Annotated in this window: 14 protein-coding genes, 1 tRNA gene and 1 pseudogene; 15 read left to right on the top strand and 1 reads right to left on the bottom strand. The window is 42.2% G+C overall.

Annotated features, from left to right (window positions below; all coding sequences use genetic code 11):
• Positions 1-74: 74 nt before the first annotated feature.
• The gene (locus tag PENNN9_RS09985; protein ID WP_058369541.1) at positions 75-1,325 is read right to left on the bottom strand and encodes a beta-ketoacyl synthase N-terminal-like domain-containing protein; all 1,251 of its coding nucleotides are present in this window, start codon (positions 1,323-1,325) and stop codon (positions 75-77) included.
• Between the two features lie 540 nt (positions 1,326-1,865).
• Between PENNN9_RS09985 and PENNN9_RS09980 the strand changes: the two genes are divergently transcribed.
• From PENNN9_RS09980 to PENNN9_RS09910, 15 genes and pseudogenes are all read left to right on the top strand, one after another.
• On the top strand, positions 1,866-2,987 hold the full coding sequence (locus tag PENNN9_RS09980) for an EcsC family protein (protein ID WP_058369540.1): 1,122 nt from the start codon (positions 1,866-1,868) through the stop codon (positions 2,985-2,987).
• Positions 2,988-3,361: 374 nt separating this feature from the next.
• On the top strand, positions 3,362-3,736 hold the full coding sequence (rpsL, locus tag PENNN9_RS09975) for a 30S ribosomal protein S12 (RefSeq protein ID WP_025646352.1): 375 nt from the start codon (positions 3,362-3,364) through the stop codon (positions 3,734-3,736).
• Positions 3,737-3,934: 198 nt separating this feature from the next.
• Positions 3,935-4,408 (top strand): 30S ribosomal protein S7, encoded by a 474-nt coding sequence (gene rpsG, locus PENNN9_RS09970; protein WP_058369539.1) that lies wholly within the window; start codon positions 3,935-3,937, stop codon positions 4,406-4,408.
• Between the two features lie 388 nt (positions 4,409-4,796).
• Positions 4,797-6,923, top strand: coding sequence for an elongation factor G (gene fusA, locus PENNN9_RS09965; protein WP_058369538.1), 2,127 nt, complete (start codon positions 4,797-4,799; stop codon positions 6,921-6,923).
• Between the two features lie 224 nt (positions 6,924-7,147).
• Complete coding sequence (tuf, locus tag PENNN9_RS09960) at positions 7,148-8,338, top strand: elongation factor Tu (RefSeq protein ID WP_058369537.1); 1,191 nt, start codon at positions 7,148-7,150, stop codon at positions 8,336-8,338.
• A 329-nt stretch (positions 8,339-8,667) separates the two neighbouring features.
• Positions 8,668-8,743: transfer RNA gene (locus PENNN9_RS09955), tRNA-Trp, on the top strand.
• 51 nt (positions 8,744-8,794) lie between these two features.
• Positions 8,795-9,283, top strand: coding sequence for a preprotein translocase subunit SecE (gene secE / locus PENNN9_RS09950; protein ID WP_058369536.1), 489 nt, complete (start codon positions 8,795-8,797; stop codon positions 9,281-9,283).
• Between the two features lie 59 nt (positions 9,284-9,342).
• A pseudogene (gene nusG, locus PENNN9_RS09945) lies at positions 9,343-9,874 on the top strand (transcription termination/antitermination protein NusG).
• Between the two features lie 92 nt (positions 9,875-9,966).
• Positions 9,967-10,398, top strand: coding sequence for a 50S ribosomal protein L11 (rplK, locus tag PENNN9_RS09940; RefSeq protein WP_058369535.1), 432 nt, complete (start codon positions 9,967-9,969; stop codon positions 10,396-10,398).
• Positions 10,398-11,099 carry a 50S ribosomal protein L1 gene (gene rplA, locus PENNN9_RS09935; protein WP_058369534.1) on the top strand — a complete coding sequence of 234 codons (702 nt, stop codon included), beginning with the start codon at positions 10,398-10,400 and terminating at the stop codon, positions 11,097-11,099. Before rplK ends, rplA begins: the two co-directional genes overlap by 1 nt.
• Before the next feature lie 379 nt (positions 11,100-11,478).
• A complete protein-coding gene (gene rplJ / locus PENNN9_RS09930) occupies positions 11,479-12,006 on the top strand; it encodes a 50S ribosomal protein L10 (RefSeq protein ID WP_058369533.1) in 528 nt (175 codons plus the stop codon).
• 126 nt (positions 12,007-12,132) lie between these two features.
• Positions 12,133-12,507, top strand: coding sequence for a 50S ribosomal protein L7/L12 (rplL, locus tag PENNN9_RS09925; protein ID WP_058369532.1), 375 nt, complete (start codon positions 12,133-12,135; stop codon positions 12,505-12,507).
• 647 nt (positions 12,508-13,154) lie between these two features.
• Positions 13,155-17,261 carry a DNA-directed RNA polymerase subunit beta gene (gene rpoB / locus PENNN9_RS09920; RefSeq protein WP_058369531.1) on the top strand — a complete coding sequence of 1,369 codons (4,107 nt, stop codon included), beginning with the start codon at positions 13,155-13,157 and terminating at the stop codon, positions 17,259-17,261.
• A 169-nt stretch (positions 17,262-17,430) separates the two neighbouring features.
• Entirely contained in the window at positions 17,431-21,651 is a 4,221-nt protein-coding gene (gene rpoC, locus PENNN9_RS09915; RefSeq protein ID WP_058369530.1) for a DNA-directed RNA polymerase subunit beta', read from the top strand.
• A 170-nt stretch (positions 21,652-21,821) separates the two neighbouring features.
• The gene (locus PENNN9_RS09910; RefSeq protein ID WP_058369529.1) at positions 21,822-22,349 is read left to right on the top strand and encodes a DUF6586 family protein; all 528 of its coding nucleotides are present in this window, start codon (positions 21,822-21,824) and stop codon (positions 22,347-22,349) included.
• Positions 22,350-22,421: the final 72 nt, after the last annotated feature.

Below are 22,421 nucleotides of genomic sequence, written 5' to 3'. Positions count from 1 at the left end.
TTTTTGATAGCTGGCGTTTGTACAAAATTAGTCTGTCTGTTCTTATTTTGAAAAGAGTTCGGTGCAAGCATGTTTTAAGCGTCAAACCTTTTAATAATCAAGGTCGCGTTAGTACCGCCAAACCCAAAGCTATTACTCATTAGGGTGTCTAGCTGGGTTTCACGTAGCTCAGTGACGATATCAAACGGTGCTGCTGCCTCATCAATATTTTCAATGTTGATACTTGGCGCGATGAAGCCTTCTTGTAGCATAAGCAGGCAATAGATTAGCTCTTGCGCTCCAACTGCCCCTAGGCTATGACCTGTCATTGATTTGGTTGAGCTGATAGGGGGGACAGAGTTTTGAGTGGTAGAGTCAGCATCAGAGCCAAATACTTTAGCGATGGCTTTTAGCTCAGTAATATCACCTAGCGGTGTACTGGTTCCGTGGGTATTGATATAGTCAACGCGCTCTAATCCTGCTTGATCTAACGCTTGCTGCATACAACGTACCGCACCTTCACCACTTGGAGCAACCATTTCTGCCCCATCAGAGCTAGCACCGTAGCCGACGATCTCAGCCAAGATATTTGCGCCACGCGCTTTGGCATGCTCAAGACTCTCAACCACTACCATTGCACCGCCGCCAGCAATCACAAAGCCATCACGATCTTTATCATAAGCACGTGAAGATTGTTTGGGTGTGTCATTATACTGAGTGCTCATTGCACCCATTGCATCAAACATACAGGACTGGGTCCAATCTTCAGCTTCACTACCACCAGCGAGTATCACATCAGCCTTACCCAATTGAATAAGCTCAGCTGCATGTCCGATACAGTGAGTCGACGTTGCACAAGCAGAAGAGATAGAGTAAGAGATACCCTGGATTTTTAGTCCAGTCGCAAGCGCAGCTGATACCGAACTACTCATAGTCTTTGGTACCGCCATTGCACCGACCCCGCGTAGACCTTTTTCACGCATAGAGTCTACAGCACTAACGACATCTCCTGTCGATGCTCCGCCCGAGCCTGCAACCACACCGACACGCGGATTATGGTTAATAGTCTCAAGGGATAAGCCAGACTGTTTGATTGCCGCTAATGCGCTTACATATGCATACAGGCTTGCATCGCTAAAAAAGCGTTTTAACTTACGATCAATGCCAGAAGTGTCTAACGCAGTCTTATCGATGCTACCACTAACTTGTGACTTAAACCCATGTTCAGCGTAAGTTTCATCAATTGTAATGCCAGATTGTCCTTGTCTAAGAGCAGATGTGACGGCGTCTAAATCATGTCCGATACAAGAGACAATCCCTGCTCCAGTAATCACAACTCGGCGCATATTCCATTCCTTATAATAATGAATTATTATCGATATATATCTAAAAATTAATGATGAATATCTATAACTATGATTGAACCATATCTATATTTGCAGGTTAATACGTTAATATTATAATAACGTATCAGAGACGCAAAAACTTTACTTAGGTGTGAAATAGCAGTAAACACTGATTATTTTTACAGTCAATGCTAGAAAACCTTTGAGATAATGTTATAGGGACAATATGCTTTATTATAGCATTCTCAGAAGCAGCAGATGAGTTAAAAAACCTATTTATATGTATTCTAGATAACGAATGTGTATATAAATAAACCCCGCTCCTAGATACAAACTTTGCGATATTAATAACATTGTTCACACTGACATAGAATCTGATATATAGCTAAAATAACGGCCTAAGCACTGATACAAATACGTATCGTTGTTATTTTCACCATTAATTATTAGTATGTTAATATATTTAATATATAGCTACACACATAAAGATATAACGGATCAATTCTTAGGTTGTTTAATTACCATATTAAGGACATAACGATGGCAAAGCGTAGTACTCTCTCTCAAGGTATCAACACTATTGGGCATTTTACTCGTAACAATCTTGAACGTATGGGATCACTCATTGATAGTGCTAATGCTAAAACAAGTAAACCTCGTCAATACAAGGCTGTAAATCTAGGAGATGAAGACTTCCAACAGGATCTGTTTCGGGAGCAAACTTTAAAAACGACACAACAGTTACTAGGTGCACGTTTTGCCACATATGGTAAGTACGCTAAGAAAGTTGTTCCAAATAGTTTGTTTAAATCTGTGTTAGACAGCTCTTTTGTTCAGGTTGCGAAGCTAGCAGCTAGCTGGAGTCAGTTAGATTTGCCTAATGAGCATCGTTTTGCTGATATCACTGCGCTAGACAATGAAGAACGCTATGCACTAGCGACTGATATTGCCAATCAAAATAGAGCGCTGGCGACTTTAGGTGGTCTAACGGGTCTGGCAGGATTGCCAGGATTGCTGGCCGATACCCTATGGTTGTTATTAGTATCATTGCGCTCTGTCTATCAGTTAGCCGCTGTTTATGATCAACCGCTGACTGGCAAGCAGGGTATAAAGATGGCTTACGAGCTACTTGCTAGTGCGGATTTAAGTAAAATGCAAGAAAAACAAGCCCTTTTAGCAGGTATTGGAGTAGGAAAAGGGCTACTTGATAATGCTCAAAGTCGTGGTTTACACAGCGAGCTACAAAACCTTGGTCTTAAAAATCAAAACGTTAATTTTTATGCAGAGCAAATAGACAATATCGCTGGTCAAGTAGGGTTTGATTTAGATCAGGTTGATTTAACTTGGATACGTCGTTTGTTACCAGTGTCCGCAGTGGCTGTTGGTATGCATTATAATAGTCGTTTGATTGATGAAGTGCTTGGCGTTGCTCAAGCGACTTTTGCGCCAGAGCCAAAACTTGCCAATCGTTCTATCACTGATGATAGCAGCAGTGAAGAACAAGTCAAACAAATGGCAAGCGATAAAGACCCAGCTGAAGAAAATAAGTCAGACGAGTTTGACAGTACTTCTGTACAAGAAGAGTCAGATGAATCGACTAAAGATAATAAAAAAACAGAGGATAAAGCCGTTAACGCTGAGAACAAAGCAAATGCTAAGTAAATGAGCATAGAGTCGGCTGATATTATGTCAAGCAGAATGTCGTAAATATACCGAGAGCTGTCTTGAAAAGTGAGTTAGCAACACCATATATACGATAACAAGCCTAAAACTTCATACTCTTTTAAAAGTAAGTAGTAAGCTTTTTATATATGTATCTGATGCTTTGCAGTATCACTAACCAGTATCAGAGTATACTTAATACATATATTTTGGGTATTGTAAAGTAGATTTGTCTATAAGTAGTTGAAATAGCAGTAACATATCTTTATAATACACTGTCCTAAAAATGGGTGCTCCAGAATTTTCATATTTATGGAAAGGATGGCGAGTTTGCCCATTTTTTTGTTTTATACCAAACGGGAGAAGGATGCCTTATGGCAACAACTAACCAATTGATTCGTAAGGGTCGCAAAACCATCAAGGAAAAGTCAAAAGTTCCTGCGTTACAAGCGTGCCCACAACGCCGTGGTGTGTGTACTCGTGTATATACTACTACGCCAAAAAAACCTAACTCAGCAATGCGTAAAGTTTGCCGTGTACGTTTGACTTCAGGTTATGAAGTATCAAGCTATATCGGTGGTGAAGGTCACAACTTACAAGAGCATAGTGTTGTACTTATCCGTGGTGGTCGTGTAAAAGATCTACCAGGTGTACGTTATCACACTGTTCGCGGTGCATTAGACTGTGCAGGCGTTAAAGACCGTAAGCAAGGTCGTTCTAAATATGGTGCGAAGAAGCCTAAAGCTTAATATTAGCTGCGCTTAATCGTATCACCCATTAACTGTGCATGGGCTTGGTGTTAACCGCTTTATTAGTAAAACTAATAATAGAATGTCATAACATACCGCCATGCAGTAAGGCTGACTGACAACTTGATATAACACCTATAATATTGAATGGTGCAATGTTGTGAATGTCAGACACTCCTGAAGACAAGGAAATTTATTATGCCAAGACGTCGCGTCGTTGCTACCCGTGAGATCCTTCCAGATCCTAAGTTCGGTAGCCAAACCATCGCTAAATTTATCAACCATGTAATGAGTGATGGCAAAAAATCTACTGCTGAACGTATCGTTTATGGTGCGCTTGATACAGTAAGTCAAAAGCGTAACATCGAAGATCCAGTATCTTTTTTTGAAGAAGTTTTAGAAAATGTACGTCCTATGGTTGAAGTGAAAGCTCGCCGTGTTGGTGGTGCAACCTATCAAGTACCAATGGAAGTACGCCCCTCCCGTCGTACCGCATTGGCTATGCGTTGGTTGGCTGAAGCTGCTGCTAAACGTTCTGAAAAATCAATGTCTTTACGCCTTGCTGGCGAATTGTCTGATGCTTCAGAAGGTAAAGGCAATGCTATGAAAAAGCGTGATGAAGTTCACCGTATGGCAGATGCAAACAAAGCATTCTCTCATTATCGCTTCTAAAGTAGCTTAGCGTATCCAAACAATTTCTAATGAATTGTTTTGCGCGTTATATGATCAATCGATTAACTTGTAAACGATAAGTTTGCAAGTTAGTTGTTATACTATTTATCCCATTAATTTTTGTCATAATTGATAAGATGTTTGAATAATTTGTTACTTTTGTGTGGTTAAAATTATCATTAATCTTAGATGGCAGACATTTATCATGATGCTGTTTAAAAAGGCATCCCAAATTTTATGCTGTAATATTCTTAGTATTTGCTCTTTTGTTGTCCGTATTAGGCCCAATAATCAGTAAGTAGTATCACGAAGCTCACCGCTTTGTTATAGAGTATTAGGCAGAGACACAATACATTATTATATACACGAATTTCCCTAGGAAAACACTATGGCTCGTAAAACTCCCCTAAAGCGCTATCGCAATATCGGTATCTCAGCGCATATTGATGCTGGTAAGACGACTACTACTGAGCGTGTTTTATTCTATACCGGTGTTAGCCACAAGCTTGGCGAAGTTCATGATGGTGCAGCCACCATGGATTGGATGGAGCAAGAACAAGAACGCGGTATTACTATTACTTCAGCGGCCACCACTTGTTTTTGGTCAGGTATGGCAAAGCAATTTGATGAACATCGTATCAATATCATTGATACCCCAGGACACGTTGATTTCACGATTGAAGTTGAACGTTCTATGCGTGTACTTGATGGCGCATGCATGGTTTACTGTGCGGTAGGTGGCGTTCAGCCACAGTCTGAGACCGTATGGCGTCAGGCTAACAAGTATAAGGTTCCACGTCTTGCATTTGTAAACAAGATGGACCGCGTTGGCGCTGATTTTTATCGCGTCATCGATCAAATCAAAACTCGTTTAGGTGGCAAACCGGTGCCGGTCGTCATCCCAATTGGTAAAGAAGACGATTTTGAAGGCGTTGTTGATCTAGTAACAATGAAAGCTCTATATTGGGATGAAGCCTCTCAAGGTATGGAGTTTGACGAGCGCGAAATTCCAGCTGAATTACAAGACAAAGCGGAAGAATATCGCGAATATCTTGTAGAAAACGCTGCCGAAGCGTCAGAAGAGCTTATGAATGAGTATCTGGAAAATGGTGAATTGACTGAAGAGCAAATTCACGGCGCTCTTCGTCAATTGACTATTGATAACGAAATTATTCCATTACTTTGTGGTACTGCTTTCAAAAACAAAGGCGTACAAAAGATGCTAGATGCGGTTATTCAGTATCTACCAGCTCCAATGGATGTACCAGCTATTCGTGGTATTCTTGATGACAAAGATGAAACTGAAGGTACGCGTGAAGCTTCTGATGAAGCACCATTCTCAGCACTAGCGTTTAAGATCATGAATGATAAGTTCGTTGGTAACTTAACATTCGTACGTGTTTATTCTGGTGTTATTAAGCAGGGCAGCAGTGTTTATAACCCTGTTAAAATGAAGCGTGAGCGTGTAGGCCGTATTGTCCAAATGATGGCAGATTCACAGCAAGAGCTTGAAGAGATTCGTACTGGGGATATCGCAGCTCTAGTTGGTATGAAAGACGTAGGTACTGGTGATACGTTATGTGATGAGAGCAACGTTATTACTCTTGAGCGTATGGAATTCCCAGATCCAGTTATCAGTCTAGCTGTTGAGCCTAAGACTAAAGCTGACCAAGAAAAGATGTCTATTGCTTTAGGCCGTTTAGCAAAAGAAGATCCATCGTTCCGTGTACACACTGACGAAGAGTCTGGTCAGACGATCATTAGCGGTATGGGTGAGCTACATTTAGAAATTCTAGTTGACCGTATGAAGCGTGAGTTTAACGTTGATGCAAACATCGGTGCGCCACAGGTTGCTTATCGTGAAACGATCCGTGAGACTGTCGAGCAAGAAGGCAAGTTTGTACGTCAAACAGGTGGTCGTGGTAAGTTTGGTCACGTTTGGTTACGTCTTGAGCCGCTTGATCCAGCAGGTGAAGTTGAATACGAATTTGCTGAAGAAGTTGTCGGTGGTGTGGTACCTAAAGAGTATCATGGTGCGGTCGATAAAGGTATCCAAGAGCGTATGAAAAACGGCGTACTTGCTGGTTACCCAGTAGTTGGCGTAAAAGCAACCTTATATGACGGTTCTTACCATGACGTTGACTCGGATGAATTATCATTCAAAATGGCAGGTTCAATGGCCTTTAGAAAAGGTTTTATGGCAGCTAATCCAGCACTGCTTGAGCCAGTCATGAAAGTTGAAGTTGAGACACCGGAAGATTATATGGGTGATATCATGGGCGATCTTAACCGTCGTCGTGGTATGGTACAAGGTATGGAAGACTTACCTGGTGGTACCAAGCAGATTCGTGCTGAAGTACCTTTGGCAGAAATGTTTGGTTATGCCACTCAGATGCGTTCAATGTCGCAAGGCCGTGCTACGTACTCAATGGAATTCCAAAAATATGCTGAAATTCCAAAGTCAGTGGCTACTGAAATCATCTCTAAATTTAACTCTAAAGATGATGACGAGTAAGTAAAAAGCCATTAAATATGGCAATATAAAGCGAATCTTTGTATTGCCAGTAGAGAATCTGCCAATAACTTGTTAAAAGACTTGTTATTGGTTGTAATTTTCTTATAATATCTGCACATTGAATGTGCAACCTTTTAACATTTATCTTAATGTGCTTAGTATTATTGAACTACTATTTAAATACTCTAGTAAAGTAATCTAGCCCAAATAAAGAGGAAATACCCATGGCAAAGGCCAAGTTTGAACGCAACAAGCCACACGTCAACGTCGGCACCATCGGACACGTTGACCACGGTAAAACAACTCTAACTGCTGCTATCGCAACCGTAGCAGCGAAAACCTCAGGCGGCGAAGCCAAAGACTACGCGTCAATTGACTCAGCCCCTGAAGAAAAAGCACGTGGCATCACCATCAACACCTCACACGTAGAGTATGACACCGACACTCGTCACTACGCACACGTTGACTGCCCAGGTCACGCCGATTATGTCAAAAACATGATCACTGGTGCCGCACAAATGGATGGCGCCATCCTAGTCGTATCAGCAACTGATGGCCCAATGCCCCAAACGCGTGAACACATCTTGCTATCACGTCAGGTTGGCGTACCGTACATCATCGTCTTCATGAACAAATGCGACCTAGTCGACGACGAAGAGCTACTAGAGCTTGTCGAAATGGAAGTCCGTGAACTACTAAACGACTACGACTTCCCAGGTGACGACACCCCAATCATGAAAGGCTCAGCCACTCAAGCCCTAAAAGGCGACGACGGCAAATATGGCGAACCAGCGGTTGTCGAGCTACTAGAAACCCTAGACACCTACATCCCAGAGCCTGAGCGTGACGTTGACAAAGCATTCCTAATGCCAATCGAAGACGTATTCTCAATCTCAGGTCGTGGTACCGTAGTGACTGGCCGTGTTGAATCAGGCATCGTAAAAGTTGGTGACGAGATCGAAATCGTTGGTATTCGCGACACGCAAAAAACCACCTGTACTGGTGTTGAGATGTTCCGTAAACTGCTTGACGAAGGTCGTGCTGGCGAAAACTGTGGCGTACTACTACGTGGCACCAAGCGTGAAGACGTACAACGTGGCCAAGTACTAGCCAAGCCAGGTTCAATCACCCCGCACACCAAGTTTGACGCTGAAGTATACGTACTGTCAAAAGAAGAGGGTGGTCGTCACACACCATTCCTAAACGGCTATCGTCCACAGTTCTACTTCCGTACCACTGACGTAACTGGCGCAATCCAATTACAAGACGGTACAGAGATGGTTATGCCTGGTGACAACGTTGAGATGGGCGTAGAGCTTATCCACCCAATCGCTATGGACAAAGGCCTACGCTTCGCTATTCGTGAAGGCGGCCGTACTGTAGGTGCTGGTGTTGTTGCTAGCGTAAACGACTAAGAGTCATTCATTCAGCTAAGACGGCTGTTTGCTATGAATTCGTTGAAAAGCCATCCTGATTTAGGGTGGCTTTTTTTATTATTGAATTCTGTATTGTTATAATTGATACACCCTAATAATAGCAAGATAATTATTGAATGGTTTCTATCGGTATTAAAGAGCAATTTAATTGACAGTAAGTTAATAAATCTATTTCGTTATTTGATTTTATGGCGTTATGAAGCTGTTTTATCAATAAACGCTTATTTCTTGAATTAAAATAACAAAATTTCATCTTAGAACTTGCATTCTAATAAAAATCTTGTATAATTATCAGCCTTAACACCCATAGGCGATTGGCTCAATTGGTAGAGCATCGGTCTCCAAAACCGAGGGTTGTAGGTTCGAGTCCTACATCGCCTGCCATCTTATTATCACATCTTTGTTATACCTCACCATCTCCGAAGCGAGTTCTTTATGAGCAACAATCAAGATAACCTCGAGACTAAGTTATCTGATGCCAAGGCGACGGCTAGCGGAATGCTGACTAAAGGTAAACATGTCTCAGCAGGTAATAAAACAACAGCTGTTGAGGTTGCTAAGACAGGTTCCATCAAAGATTTGATTTTGTGGCTTCTTGCCGCAGTAGCATTAATTGGTGCGACTTTAGTCAACCAATATTTACCTGGTTATTGGCAGCCCGCTAATGACGTTTGGGTCCGTATCGGAATTATTGCCGCGCTTGTTGTATTTGCGTTAGTGTGTTTGATATTAACCCATCAGGGACGTGCATTCAAAATATTGTTAAAAGATGCAGTAGTTGAATTGCGCCGTGTTACATGGCCAGGTAAAGACGAAACCTTTCAATACACATGGCAAGTGATTGTCGTGATTGCGATTGTTGGGTTTTTTATTTGGTTGTTGGATAACTTTTTCAATTGGTTTGTCGGTATTTTTATCGGTTAATAAGAGCGTATTAGTTTCTTTTAACCCAAACTTTTACTCATAGCGATTAGGAGCGTGATATGCGTTGGTATATTGTCCAAGCGTTTTCAGGATATGAAAAACAAGTACAACGCTCATTAATCGAGCGTATTAATCGTAGTGATTTCGCAGAGAACTTCGGTGACGTATTGGTTCCTACCGAAGAAGTCGTCGAGATGAAAGATGGAAAAAAAACGCAAAAGTGAGCGTAAGTTTTTCCCAGGATATGTACTGATTCAGATGGAAATGAACGACAATACTTGGCATATTGTCAAAGAGTGCCCGCGTATTATGGGCTTTGTTGGTGGTACGCCTGAGACACCTGCACCGATTACGCAAGTAGAAGCTGATCGTATTTTGAATCGTTTGAACCAAACTGAAACCAATCCACGTCCAAAAACTTTATTTGAGCCAGGTGAAGAATTATTGGTCATCGACGGACCATTTACTGACTTTAAAGGCTTGGTAGAAAAAGTAGATTACGAAAAGTCTAAGCTACAGCTAACTGTAAACGTATTTAATCGACCGACTCAGGTTGAGCTTGAGTTTAGTAAAGTTGAAAAACTAGACTAAACATAAATAAACCGGGAAGCTTTAATCATTATCTCGTTATTTTGTTAATATTTGGTATTGATTGAGCGCTATTACCCATTTAGGAGAAAATCATGGCTAAGAAGATTGATGGTTACATCAAACTGCAAGTGCCTGCAGGTAAAGCAAACCCTTCACCACCAATTGGTCCAGCATTGGGTCAAAAGGGTGTGAACATTATGGCGTTCTGTAAAGAGTTCAACGCGGCAACCTCAAACCAAGAGCCAGGTCTGCCGATTCCAACTGAAATTACAGTATATAACGACAAGTCTTTTACCTTCATTATGAAGTCGCCACCAGCTGCGTTTTTACTACGTAAAGCTGCTGGTATCGCTAAAGGCTCAGGTACCCCTAATACTGCTAAAGTCGGTAAAGTTGATCGTGCGCAGCTCGAAGAGATTGTTAAGACTAAAGATGCAGATTTGACTGCTGCTGATCTTGATGCTGCGGTTCGTACCATTGCTGGTACCGCTCGTTCAATGGGTATTACCGTGGAGGGTGTATAATGTCTAAGTTAACCAAACGTCAAAAAGAAATTCAAAGCCGTATCGATAATGAAAAACAATATACTATCGAAGAAGCGGTACAAATCTTAAATGATTTGCCAGCGTTAAAGTTTAAAGAATCTATCGATATCGCAGTAAACTTAGGTGTTGATCCACGTAAATCTGATCAAGTAGTACGTGGTGCAACTAACCTACCTGCTGGTACTGGTAAAACCAAACGCGTTGCTGTATTTGCTCAAGGCGCTGCTGCTGAAGCCGCTAAAGAAGCTGGTGCTGACATCGTTGGTTTTGAAGACCTAGCAGAACAGATCAAAGCCGGTAACATGGATTTTGACGTCGTTATCGCGGCTCCTGATGCTATGCGCGTTGTTGGTCAATTAGGTACCATCCTAGGTCCACGCGGTCTAATGCCTAACCCAAAAGTCGGTACGGTAACGCCAAACGTTGCTGAAGCAGTGACAAACGCTAAGGCGGGTCAAGCACAGTACCGTGTTGATAAAGCAGGTATTATTCATACGACTATTGGTCAGGTTGGTTTTACTGCTGAGCAAATTATGCAAAATGCTCAAGCTTTATTATCTGACCTAAAACGCGCTAAACCTGCTACATCTAAAGGTACTTTCATTAAGAAAATTACCTTGTCTAGTACTATGGGCCCAGGTCTTACAATTGATCCTGTTCCTTATCGCGTTGCTAAGTAAGTACTATTTCATAAATTTGAGTAATTAGTACCAATCATTTTAAAGAATTAGGTCAGCGTAGCAGTCGCTACGCTGTCTAAGACCGTAGGTAGAGAGCAGTTTAAAAGTACTCATTGCTGATTTTTTAAATCATTATTGTAACCGATAAGCTGCTTTTGTTAATCGATGACAGATGAAAATCTTAATTGTCCTACGCAGACGGTGACCCACCCAGTTGTTGATAAGAGCCGATAGGGCAACCTATTACTTGATGTCATTCTGATAACGGTGCCGTAATCAGTCGTTATGAGTAAACTCTATTTTTAGGATTTATGAATAACGTGTCGTATCAAGTCAATCTTAGCATCAACGAGATTGATAAGATTAAAGGAGTCAACTTATGGCATTAACGCTAGAACAAAAACAACAAGTTGTGGCTGAAGTGTCTGAAGTTGCTGCTAATGCTTACTCAGCAGTAGCTGCCGAATATCACGGTATTGGTGTTGCAAAGCTTACTCAGCTGCGCCAGCAAGCTCGTGAAAAAGGCGTCGTTTTAAAAGTGGTAAAAAATACCCTAGCAAAACGCGCTTTTGAAGGCACTAAGTTTGAGAGCATGTCAGACCGTATGACTGGTCCACTACTTTTGGCTTTCTCTATGGAAGACTTGGGATCTGCAGCTAGAGTCGTTTTCGACTTTAGTAAAGAGAACAAAGCTTTAGAGACCAAATTGGTATCAGTCGGTGGTGAAGTTTATGGTCCAGAAGAGCTAGAGCGCGTATCGAAGCTGCCAACTCGCGACGAAGCAATCTCTATCTTGATGGCTACTATGAATGCACCAGTGACCAAGCTTGTCCAGACTATGAACGCTGTTCCTGGCAAGTTCGTTCGCACTGTAGCGGCAATCAAAGACGCAAAAGAAGCTGCTTAATTGCTTGTTTTAACGTAACTTTGACATCGCTGATTGTACTTTATTGCCATACCTATTTTGAAATTTGGCAAGCAGTCAGATCGATATTGAAATCAATTAAATTTTATCAGATAACGGAGAGTTCTCATGGCACTATCTAAAGAAGATGTGTTAAACGCAATCGCTGAAATGTCAGTAATGGATATCGTTGAGTTAATCAGCGACATGGAAGAGAAATTCGGCGTAACTGCTGCTGTAGCTGCTGCTGCACCTGCTGCTGCTGCTGAAGGTGGCGCTGCTGCTGAAGAAAAAGACGAATTTGACGTTGTTCTTGCTAGCTTTGGTGAGAAGAAAGTTGGCGTAATTAAAGCCGTTCGTGAAGCGACTGGCCTTGGTCTAAAAGAAGCGAAAGATTTAGTTGAGAGTGCTCCAGCTCCAATTAAAGAAGGCGCATCTAAAGATGAAGCTGAAGAGTTGAAAAAGAAACTTGAAGAAGCTGGCGCTACTGTTGAACTAAAATAAGTTCAACGCGTTACGAAAAAAAGCTGGTGATGCCTTGCATCATCAGCTTTTTTTTATTATAATTCGTAGCTTGACCTTTTGTGTCTGCCAATATACGTACGCATTAATGCGGTGGATACCTATCAAAAGGACACACGATATACATGTACGCAAACACGCCAGTTTTTGAAGTTAGTTAACGTAAGCTAAATGTCGTTAGACGTTTGGCATTTTTTTGTGCTTGTATACTTTCCTTTTATCACTAGTATTTATATTAATCCTAATTTTAATTCTAAATAGTCTAGCATGGTTTACTACCGGTAGGTGGCTTGTAGACGGTAAGTATTAACGACGATACGTTTCATGTCATATATGTTTAATATAGCTTAAAGATAAATGCTGGCATATCTATAAGATTGGCTATTGAAATCTTAAGTAAAAGCGCCCATATACTCGTGTTAATGTATTGAATCTATTACATTATTTTTCGTCATAATGGTTGTGTCTTAATTAGGTTAAGCAACTGCTCTGTTAGAAATATCAATCTATAGAGAGCAGTTTGAGTAAGAGTTTTATTTTATTATCGTTTACGTCGCTAAGTCTGCATAGTATTTATGCAAGTTGGCCTCGCTTTTCATTTGTTTTCACGTCTACTGTAAGGACTCTCGATGGCATATTCTTATACTGAAAAAAAGCGTATTCGCAAAAGTTTTGCTGAATTGCCCACTGTGATGGACATTCCATACTTACTGTCTATCCAAGTAGATTCTTACGAGCAATTTTTGCAAGAGCATAAAAAGCCAAAAGCTCGTGAGAATACTGGTTTGCAAGCTGCGTATTCCTCTATTTTCCCTATCGAAAGTCACTCTGGTAATGCAGAGTTACAATTCGTTGAGTATTACTTAGGTACGCCTGAGTTTGATGAGCGTGAATGTATTTTACGTGGTTCAACCTTTGCAGCCCCAATGCGTGTCAAGATCCGTCTAATCATCAAGGATAAAGACAGCAAAGATAAAGATAGCAAAGCGGCTATCAAAGATATTCGTGAGCAAAGCGTCTATATGGGCGAGATGCCTTTAATGACAGATAATGGTACTTTTATTATTAACGGTACTGAACGAGTTATTGTGTCTCAGTTACATCGCTCACCTGGTGTGTTCTTTGATCATGATAAAGGTAAATCACATTCAAGCGGTAAAGTACTCTATAACGCCCGTATTATTCCTTATCGTGGTTCGTGGCTTGACTTTGAGTTTGATGCAAAAGATTTAGTTTTTGCACGTATTGATCGTCGTCGTAAGCTACTCGCTTCTATTATTCTACGTGCATTAGGTTTAAGTACTGCTGAAATCTTAGATATATTCTTTGATAAAGTTAAAGTTTACAAAGGTGAAGAGCAATTTGAGATTGATCTGGTCGCTGATCGCCTGCGCGGTGAAATGGCACAGTTCGATATCGTATCGCCTGAAGGTGATGTGTTAGTAGAGCAGGGTAAACGTATTAACGCTCGCCGTATTCGTCAACTTGAAGAAGCAGGTATGACCAAAATTGCTGTACCTGATGAATACTTATATGAGCGTATCTTAGCTGAAGATATTGTCATTGATGATGAAGTGGTTGCTCATGCTAATACACCAATTGATCATGAATTATTGGTTAAATTGAGCGCTACTGATGTTAAAGAAATCAGTATCTTGTTTACCAATGATATTGATCAAGGTAGTTATATCGCGGATACGCTACGTGCTGATAGTACCTCGACTCGTGAAGAAGCGCTTATCGAAATCTATAAAGTGATGCGTCCAGGTGAGCCACCAACAGTTGAAACTGCTGAAAAACTGTTTGAAAGCATGTTCTTCAATGCGGATCGTTATGACTTGTCAAACGTTGGTCGTATGAAGTTCAACCGTCGTCTGGGGTTAGAGTTTGAAGATACTGATGATGCTGATACTCAACGCGCTCGTAGTGTTTTGACCAATGATGATATTGTTAATGTATTAAAAGAGCTGATTGAGATCCGTAACGGTCGCGGTGAAGTTGATGATATCGATCATTTAGGTAACCGCCGTATCCGTTCAGTGGGTGAAATGGCAGAAAACCAGTTCCGTGTTGGTTTGGTTCGTGTTGAGCGTGCAGTTAAAGAGCGTTTAAGTTCAGCTGAGTCTGATAACTTATCACCACAAGATTTGATCAACTCAAAACCAGTTGCTGCTGCGGTCAAAGAGTTCTTTGGTTCAAGCCAGTTATCACAGTTTATGGATCAAAACAATCCATTGTCTGAAGTGACGCATAAACGCCGTGTATCAGCATTAGGACCAGGTGGTCTGACGCGTGAACGTGCAGGTTTTGAAGTACGTGACGTACATGATACGCATTATGGTCGTGTTTGTCCGATTGAGACACCTGAAGGTCCAAACATTGGTCTTATCAACTCATTAGCGACCTTTGCTAAAACCAACAGCTTTGGCTTCTTAGAGACGCCTTATCGCCGTGTGGTGGATGGTAAAGTAACAGACGTTATTGAGTATTTATCAGCGATTGAAGAAGTAGGTACTGTGATTGCACAGGCTGACTCACCAGTGACTGAAGATGGTGCGTTGTCTGATGAGATGGTCAGTGTGCGTAGCTATGGTGAATTCGTGCGTATGCCGCCAGAAAAAGTGACGCATATGGATGTGTCGCCAAGTCAGGTCGTATCGGTCGCTGCTGGTTTGATTCCGTTCCTAGAGCATGATGATGCTAACCGTGCCTTGATGGGCTCAAACATGCAGCGTCAGGCAGTTCCTACGCTACGTGCTGATAAGCCGTTAGTAGGTACTGGTATGGAGCGTCACGTTGCACGTGATTCTGGTGTTTGTGTGATCGCCAAGCGTGGCGGTGTAATCGAAGACGTGGATGCTTCTCGTATCGTAGTACGTGTCAATGAGGACGAGATGACTGCTGGTGAAGCGGGTATCGATATCTATAACTTGATCAAATACACGCGCTCTAACCAGAACACCTGTATTAACCAACGCATCATTGTCAATCAAGGCGATGAAATTGCTTTGGGTGATATCTTGGCTGATGGTCCGTCAACGGATCTTGGTGAGTTGGCTCTAGGCCAGAACATCCGTATCGCCTTTATGCCGTGGAATGGTTATAACTTTGAGGATTCAATCTTACTATCTGAAAAAGTCGTTAAAGAAGATCGTTTTACTACGATTCATATTCAAGAATTGACTTGTGTGGCACGTGATACCAAGCTTGGAACAGAAGAGATTACTGCTGATATTCCAAACGTAGGTGAGGCCGCTTTATCAAGTTTAGATGAAGCAGGTATTGTCTATATCGGTGCTGAAGTTGACGCAGGCGATATCCTAGTTGGTAAAGTCACACCAAAAGGTGAGACGCAGCTGACACCAGAAGAGAAGCTACTACGGGCTATCTTTGGTGAGAAAGCGGCTGATGTAAAAGATACGTCACTGCGTGTCCCAACATCAAGTAAAGGGACTGTCATCGATGTCCAAGTCTTTACCCGCGATGGCGTTGAAAAAGATGCACGCGCAAGAGCGATTGAAAAATCGCAGCTTGACAGCTACCGTAAAGATTTGAAAGAAGAGCTGCGTATTTTTGAAGAAGCCGCTCGTGGTCGTATTGGTAATCTATTAGATGGCCAAAAAGTCAGCGGCGGTGCTGGTCTAAAAGCTGGTACGGTTATGGCATTGGCTGATATGAAAGATATGAGCCTTGAGACTTTGCTTGATATTCAGCCAGTTGAAGAAGAAATCTCTGAGCGTCTAACGCAAATCGCTGATTACTTAGTTGATAAGCAAAAAGACATCGATGTGAAGTTTGCAGAGAAAAAACGCAAACTAACCGCAGGTGATGATCTACAACATGGCGTACAGAAAATTGTTAAAGTATATTTAGCAGTTAAACGCCGTATTCAGCCTGGTGATAAAATGGCTGGCCGTCACGGTAACAAAGGTGTGGTATCACGCATCATGCCAGTGGAAGATATGCCGTATGATGAACATGGCAATACCGTTGACATCGTATTGAACCCGCTTGGTGTACCATCGCGTATGAACATCGGTCAGGTACTAGAAACACACTTGGGTATGGCAGCGAAAGGCTTAGGTGATAAAATTGATGGTATGCTTAAAGCGCAAGCAGCCATGGCTGATTTACGTGATTTCTTAGACCAAATCTATAATAAGGTTGGTGGTGAAGGTGTTGATCTTGATAGCTTATCTGATGAAGATATCATGACACTAGCGGGTAATTTGCGTGAAGGTGTACCGATGGGTACAGCAGTCTTTGACGGTGCTCATGAGCATCAAGTCAAAGACTTACTTGAGCTTGCTGGTTTGTCAAGAGATGGTCAGCAAACGCTATATGATGGTCGTACAGGTCAGAAGTTTGATCGTAAAGTGACAGTCGGTTATATGTATATGCTCAAACTTAACCACTTGGTTGACGATAAGATGCATGCACGTTCAACGGGTTCTTACTCACTAGTGACTCAGCAGCCATTAGGTGGTAAAGCTCAGTTTGGTGGTCAGCGCTTCGGTGAGATGGAAGTATGGGCACTAGAAGCATATGGCGCGACTTATACGCTGCAAGAGATGCTAACAGTGAAGTCAGATGATGTTGAAGGCCGTACACGCATGTATAAAAATATCGTTGATGGTGAACAGTATATGGATCCAGGTATGCCTGAATCGTTTAACGTACTAACCAAAGAAATCAAATCACTAGGTCTTAATATTGAGTTAAAAGAGACCCACTAAGTTTAAAAGTTTTATCGATTTTAACCTTAGGTGTCACACTAAAGGCAGCACGCCACATTGCTGCTGCTTTTAGTCATTTATCTCAACCCCATTCATTGCCTTCATTCATCTTATCCGCCTTACGTTGTATAACGCGGTCAGATGATTATAAAGATAACGGAGAAGCAACTTGAAAGATTTACTCGATATTATGCAAAGCCCTACCGCTAGCGGTAATCGTGAGTTTGATAGCATTCAAATTACCTTAGCGTCGCCTGATGTTATTAAATCATGGTCGCATGGTGAAGTTAAAAAGCCTGAAACGATTAACTATCGTACGTTCAAGCCTGAGCGTGATGGTCTATTCTGTGCCAAAATTTTTGGTCCAGTAAAAGATTTTGAGTGCCTATGTGGTAAATACAAACGCCGTAAGTTTCAAGGCGTAATTTGTGAGAAATGTGGTGTTGAAGTCACTACCGCTAAAGTCCGTCGTGATCGCATGGGTCATATTGATCTGGCGAGTCCGGTCGCGCATATTTGGTTCTTAAAATCATTACCAAGCCGTATTGGTCTATTATTAGACATGACGCTACGTGACATCGAGCGCGTATTGTATTTTGAAAGCTACATCGTAACCGAGCCTGGTCTAACTAGCTTAGAGAAATATCAGCTGCTTGATGATGAAGACTACTATAAAGCCTTGGAAGAGTTTGGTGATGAGTTTGTCGCCAAGATGGGTGCGGAAGCAGTACAAGACTTATTAAAAGACATTGATCTAGATCTAGAGATTGATGAGCTGCGTGAAGCTATTCCACAGACAGGCTCTGAGACTAAACTTAAAAAAATGTCTAAGCGTCTTAAATTATTAGAAGCATTCCGTGATTCTAATAACAAGCCTGAGTGGATGGTAATGAATATCTTACCAGTACTACCACCAGATTTGCGCCCGCTAGTACCACTAGAAGGTGGACGTTTTGCGACTTCAGATCTAAATGATTTGTATCGCCGCGTTATCAACCGTAATAACCGTCTAAAGCGCCTGTTAGAGTTAAGTGCACCTGATATTATCGTACGTAACGAAAAGCGTATGTTGCAAGAGTCAGTCGATGCCTTGCTTGATAACGGTCGCCGTGGTCGTGCGATTACCGGTAGTAATAAGCGCCCATTAAAATCTTTGGCTGATATGATCAAAGGTAAGCAAGGTCGTTTCCGTCAAAACTTACTAGGTAAGCGTGTCGATTACTCTGGTCGTTCGGTTATCGTAGTAGGTCCAACGTTACGTCTGCATCAGTGTGGTTTGCCTAAGAAAATGGCGCTTGAGCTATTCAAGCCATTTACTTACTCAAAATTATTGTCACACGGTATGGCTACCACGATTAAAGCGGCCAAAAAGATGGTCGAGCGTGAAGAGCCACAAGTTTGGGATATGCTGGCCATGGTAATCCGTGAGCATCCAGTACTATTGAACCGTGCGCCAACGCTTCACCGTTTGGGTCTACAAGCGTTCGAGCCGGTACTTATTGAAGGTAAAGCTATTCAGCTGCACCCGCTAGTCTGTACCGCGTTTAACGCTGACTTTGATGGTGACCAAATGGCCGTACACGTGCCATTAACGCTAGAAGCACAACTTGAATCACGCGCGCTAATGATGTCGACCAACAACATCTTATCACCTGCAAACGGTGATCCAATTATTGTACCGTCGCAAGACGTTGTACTTGGTTTATATTACATTAGTCGCTCGTCAGTGAACGCCAAAGGCGAAGGCATGGTTTTTGCCACTGTCAATGAAGCCTTACGTGCGATTGGTTCAAACGACTTACACGTGAACGCAAAAATCAAAGTGCGTGTGACTGAAACGCATGTTGATGACGAAGGCAATCATACTAAAGAGACAAGCTTAAAGGACACAGTTGCTGGTCGTTTGCTGATTTGGAATATCATGCCACAAGGTATGACATTTGAAGAGTGCAATCAGGAAATGACGAAGAAAAACATCTCGCGTCTGATTAACTCTTGCTATCGTAAGATGGGTGTAAAAGACAGCGTCATGTTCGCTGACCAATTGATGTATTTAGGTTTTGCGCAAGCAACCCTATCTGGCGTATCGATTGGTTTGGATGATATGGTCATTCCACCAAGTAAAAAGCAGATCATTGAAACAGCTGAGGCAGAAGTACGCGAGATTGAAGATCAGTTTGAGCAAGGCTTTGTGACTGCTGGTGAGCGTTATAACAAAGTGGTTGATATTTGGTCACGTACTAACGACAAAGTCGCCAAAGCGATGATGGATAACTTAGCCACTGATAAAGTCATGAATGCTCAGGGTGAGGAAGAAGAGCAAAAATCTTTCAACTCAATCTACATCATGTCAGATTCAGGTGCTCGTGGTAGTGCAGCACAGATTCGTCAGCTTGCTGGTATGCGTGGTTTGATGGCAAAACCAGATGGTTCAATCATCGAGACGCCAATTAAAGCCAACTTCCGCGAAGGCTTGACTGTACTTCAGTACTTTATCTCGACTCACGGTGCGCGTAAGGGTCTAGCGGATACTGCACTAAAAACAGCTAACTCAGGTTATTTGACTCGTCGTTTGGTCGATGTTGCGCAAGATTTGGTTATTACTACTGATGACTGTGGTACTGAGCAAGGTCTGCTCATGACCCCGCATATTCAAGGTGGTGAGATCATCGAAAAACTTGGCGATCTTGTATTAGGTCGTGTGACAGCACGTGATGTTACGTATAACAATGATGAAACGAAAGTATTGGTTCCAGCTGGTACTTTGATCGATGAGCAGTGGGTCAATATTCTTGATGAAAACGCAATTGACGATATTTGGGTACGCTCAGTAATTACTTGTGATGTCGCTCATGGTGTTTGCTCGCAGTGTTATGGTCGTGATCTTGCTCGCGGTCATAAAGTTAATATCGGTGAGTCAGTGGGTGTCATGGCGGCGCAGTCTATCGGTGAGCCTGGTACTCAGTTAACTATGCGTACTTTCCACGTGGGCGGTGCAGCGAGCTCAGCATCAGTAGATAACAGCATCTCTGTACGTAATGCTGGTCAAGCGCATTTCGAAAACATGAAGACGGTTGAACATACTGACGGTCACTTAGTTATCGTATCTCGTTCAGCTGAAATCGCTATTACTGATGATTTAGGTCGTGAGCGTGAGCGTTATAAAGTGCCTTACGGTTCAAGCGTATTGGTTAAAAACGAAGAGCAAGTTGAAGGTGGTCAGACGATCGCTAAGTGGGACCCACATACGCATCCAATTATCACAGAATTCGCGGGTACAGCACGCTTTAGTGATATCATTGATGGTAGTACAGCGACAGTAAAAGTCGATGATGCTACAGGTATGAGCTCGTTTGAAATTCTAGCTACTCGTGATCGTTCAAGTACGGCAAAAGATTTACGTCCTGCCATCATTTTGAACACTGATGAAGGTAAAGAAGTGGTTTACTTCTTACCTGCTGAAACCATCATCCGTGTCAGCGATGGCGAAAAAGTTGCAGCGGGTTCGATCTTAGGTCGCGTACCACAAGCGACTTCAGGTACCAAAGATATTACCGGTGGTCTACCTCGTGTGGCTGACTTGTTTGAAGCTCGCCGTCCGAAAGATCATGCCATCATGGCAGAGATGACAGGTGTCGTCAGCTTTGGTAAAGAGACCAAAGGTAAAAACCGCTTTATTATTACCAATGAAGACGGTGAGGTACATGAAGAGCTTATCCCTAAATGGCGTCAAATCAACGTCTTTGAAAATGAGACAGTAGCACGTGGTGAGATCATCGCTGACGGTCCACAAAACCCACACGATATCTTACGTTTAAAAGGCCAAACGGCACTTGCTAACTATATCGTTAACGAAGTACAAGATGTTTACCGCTTGCAAGGTGTGAAGATTAACGATAAGCATATCGAAGTTATTATTCGCCAAATGCTACGTAAAGTTGAGATTACTGATGGCGGGGATTCAAGCCATTTCAAAGGTGATCAAGCTGAATACGCGGATCTTATAGCGTTGAACGCGAAGCTAGAAGCTGAAGGTAAATTCCCAGTACAGTATGAGCGCCAACTGCTTGGTATTACTAAAGCAAGTCTTGCGACTGAAAGCTTCATCTCAGCGGCGTCGTTCCAGGAGACCACTCGTGTACTAACTGCTGCTGCCGTCACTGGTAAAGTAGATGAGTTACGTGGTCTAAAAGAAAACGTGGTTGTTGGTCGTTTGATTCCTGCAGGTACGGGTCTTGCGTATCATAAAACACGCAAAGAGAAAGCAGAACAAGCGCTGCAGGACAATGATATCAATGCCGCATTTGATATGCCTGTTAGTGATAGTAAAGACTTTGCTAGTTTTGACGAGGCCTTTGCACAAGAGCTTAATCAAGATAGCCAATCTTAATTATAAATGCTTGATATATCTTTATAATCAACGTAAAAAAGCCAGCCATGTTGCTGGCTTTTTTATGGGCAAAAAATAAAAACTAATGGTGGTATTAACCAATAAAATAGTACACTGCTAAAAGCGACTTTGTGAGGCGCTTCTATTTTATTATTTATGAGGATAATCTTATGGCAGGTAAAGGGCGCGTTGCCAAATACCAAGCTGATCGAACCAATCAAAAGCTGTATTTTTGTCGTCTAGCTTGTCAGGCAGCGGGCGATAGCAGTGACAAACAGTTGTATCAAGCCCATTGTGAGACTGCTATTTTTCACTTATACGGTACGTTTTTAGCATTTATGCAAGAGCTTGCACAATTTTATAGTTTGGATATGACAGCACCAACTCTAGAAAGTATTGAACAAGCACTCAAAGAGCGCACTCAAATATCACCAGAGGTACAGCGTCTAAAGCAATTGCAGCAGCAAGGGTTTTTGGCAAATGTAGAGCGCGCTTATCAACGTTGCTTGTATGCAGTATTACCTGATCAAGTTACTATCAAAGACGCCAATGACTCGCAGCGACAGCCAAGTGATCTCATAGTGAATGTAGTCACATTATCGAATCAGTGGCTACCCGATGAGGCAACTATACGTGAATGGCGGCAACAGTTTTTAGAACTGATCGAGCAACTGCGTGCAGGTATGGTAGAGTTTTAGCGTATATTATCAAAACTAAGATGATAAGCCTTTGCAAGTTGAACTATTGGCGGGCTTTCTAAAAGGGTTTAA

It is taken from the genome of Psychrobacter sp. ENNN9_III (genome assembly GCF_001462175.1).
In the GTDB taxonomy this organism is placed as follows: Bacteria; Pseudomonadota; Gammaproteobacteria; order Pseudomonadales; family Moraxellaceae; genus Psychrobacter.
Note: the sequence above shows the minus strand (reverse complement) of the source record. Positions and strands in the feature narration are given on the sequence as shown.

What these genes read in the sequence shown, in the direction of transcription:
- rplL (WP_058369532.1), top strand. Translation starts at nt 12,133, where the DNA reads ATGGCACTATCTAAAGAAGATGTGTTAAACGCAATCGCTGAAATGTCA.
- rplJ (WP_058369533.1), top strand. Translation starts at nt 11,479, where the DNA reads ATGGCATTAACGCTAGAACAAAAACAACAAGTTGTGGCTGAAGTGTCT.
- PENNN9_RS09980 (WP_058369540.1), top strand. Translation starts at nt 1,866, where the DNA reads ATGGCAAAGCGTAGTACTCTCTCTCAAGGTATCAACACTATTGGGCAT.
- PENNN9_RS09910 (WP_058369529.1), top strand. Translation starts at nt 21,822, where the DNA reads ATGGCAGGTAAAGGGCGCGTTGCCAAATACCAAGCTGATCGAACCAAT.
- rpsL (WP_025646352.1), top strand. Translation starts at nt 3,362, where the DNA reads ATGGCAACAACTAACCAATTGATTCGTAAGGGTCGCAAAACCATCAAG.
- rplA (WP_058369534.1), top strand. Translation starts at nt 10,398, where the DNA reads ATGTCTAAGTTAACCAAACGTCAAAAAGAAATTCAAAGCCGTATCGAT.
- rpoB (WP_058369531.1), top strand. Translation starts at nt 13,155, where the DNA reads ATGGCATATTCTTATACTGAAAAAAAGCGTATTCGCAAAAGTTTTGCT.
- secE (WP_058369536.1), top strand. Translation starts at nt 8,795, where the DNA reads ATGAGCAACAATCAAGATAACCTCGAGACTAAGTTATCTGATGCCAAG.
- tuf (WP_058369537.1), top strand. Translation starts at nt 7,148, where the DNA reads ATGGCAAAGGCCAAGTTTGAACGCAACAAGCCACACGTCAACGTCGGC.
- PENNN9_RS09985 (WP_058369541.1), bottom strand. Translation starts at nt 1,325, where the DNA reads ATGCGCCGAGTTGTGATTACTGGAGCAGGGATTGTCTCTTGTATCGGA.
- rplK (WP_058369535.1), top strand. Translation starts at nt 9,967, where the DNA reads ATGGCTAAGAAGATTGATGGTTACATCAAACTGCAAGTGCCTGCAGGT.
- fusA (WP_058369538.1), top strand. Translation starts at nt 4,797, where the DNA reads ATGGCTCGTAAAACTCCCCTAAAGCGCTATCGCAATATCGGTATCTCA.
- rpsG (WP_058369539.1), top strand. Translation starts at nt 3,935, where the DNA reads ATGCCAAGACGTCGCGTCGTTGCTACCCGTGAGATCCTTCCAGATCCT.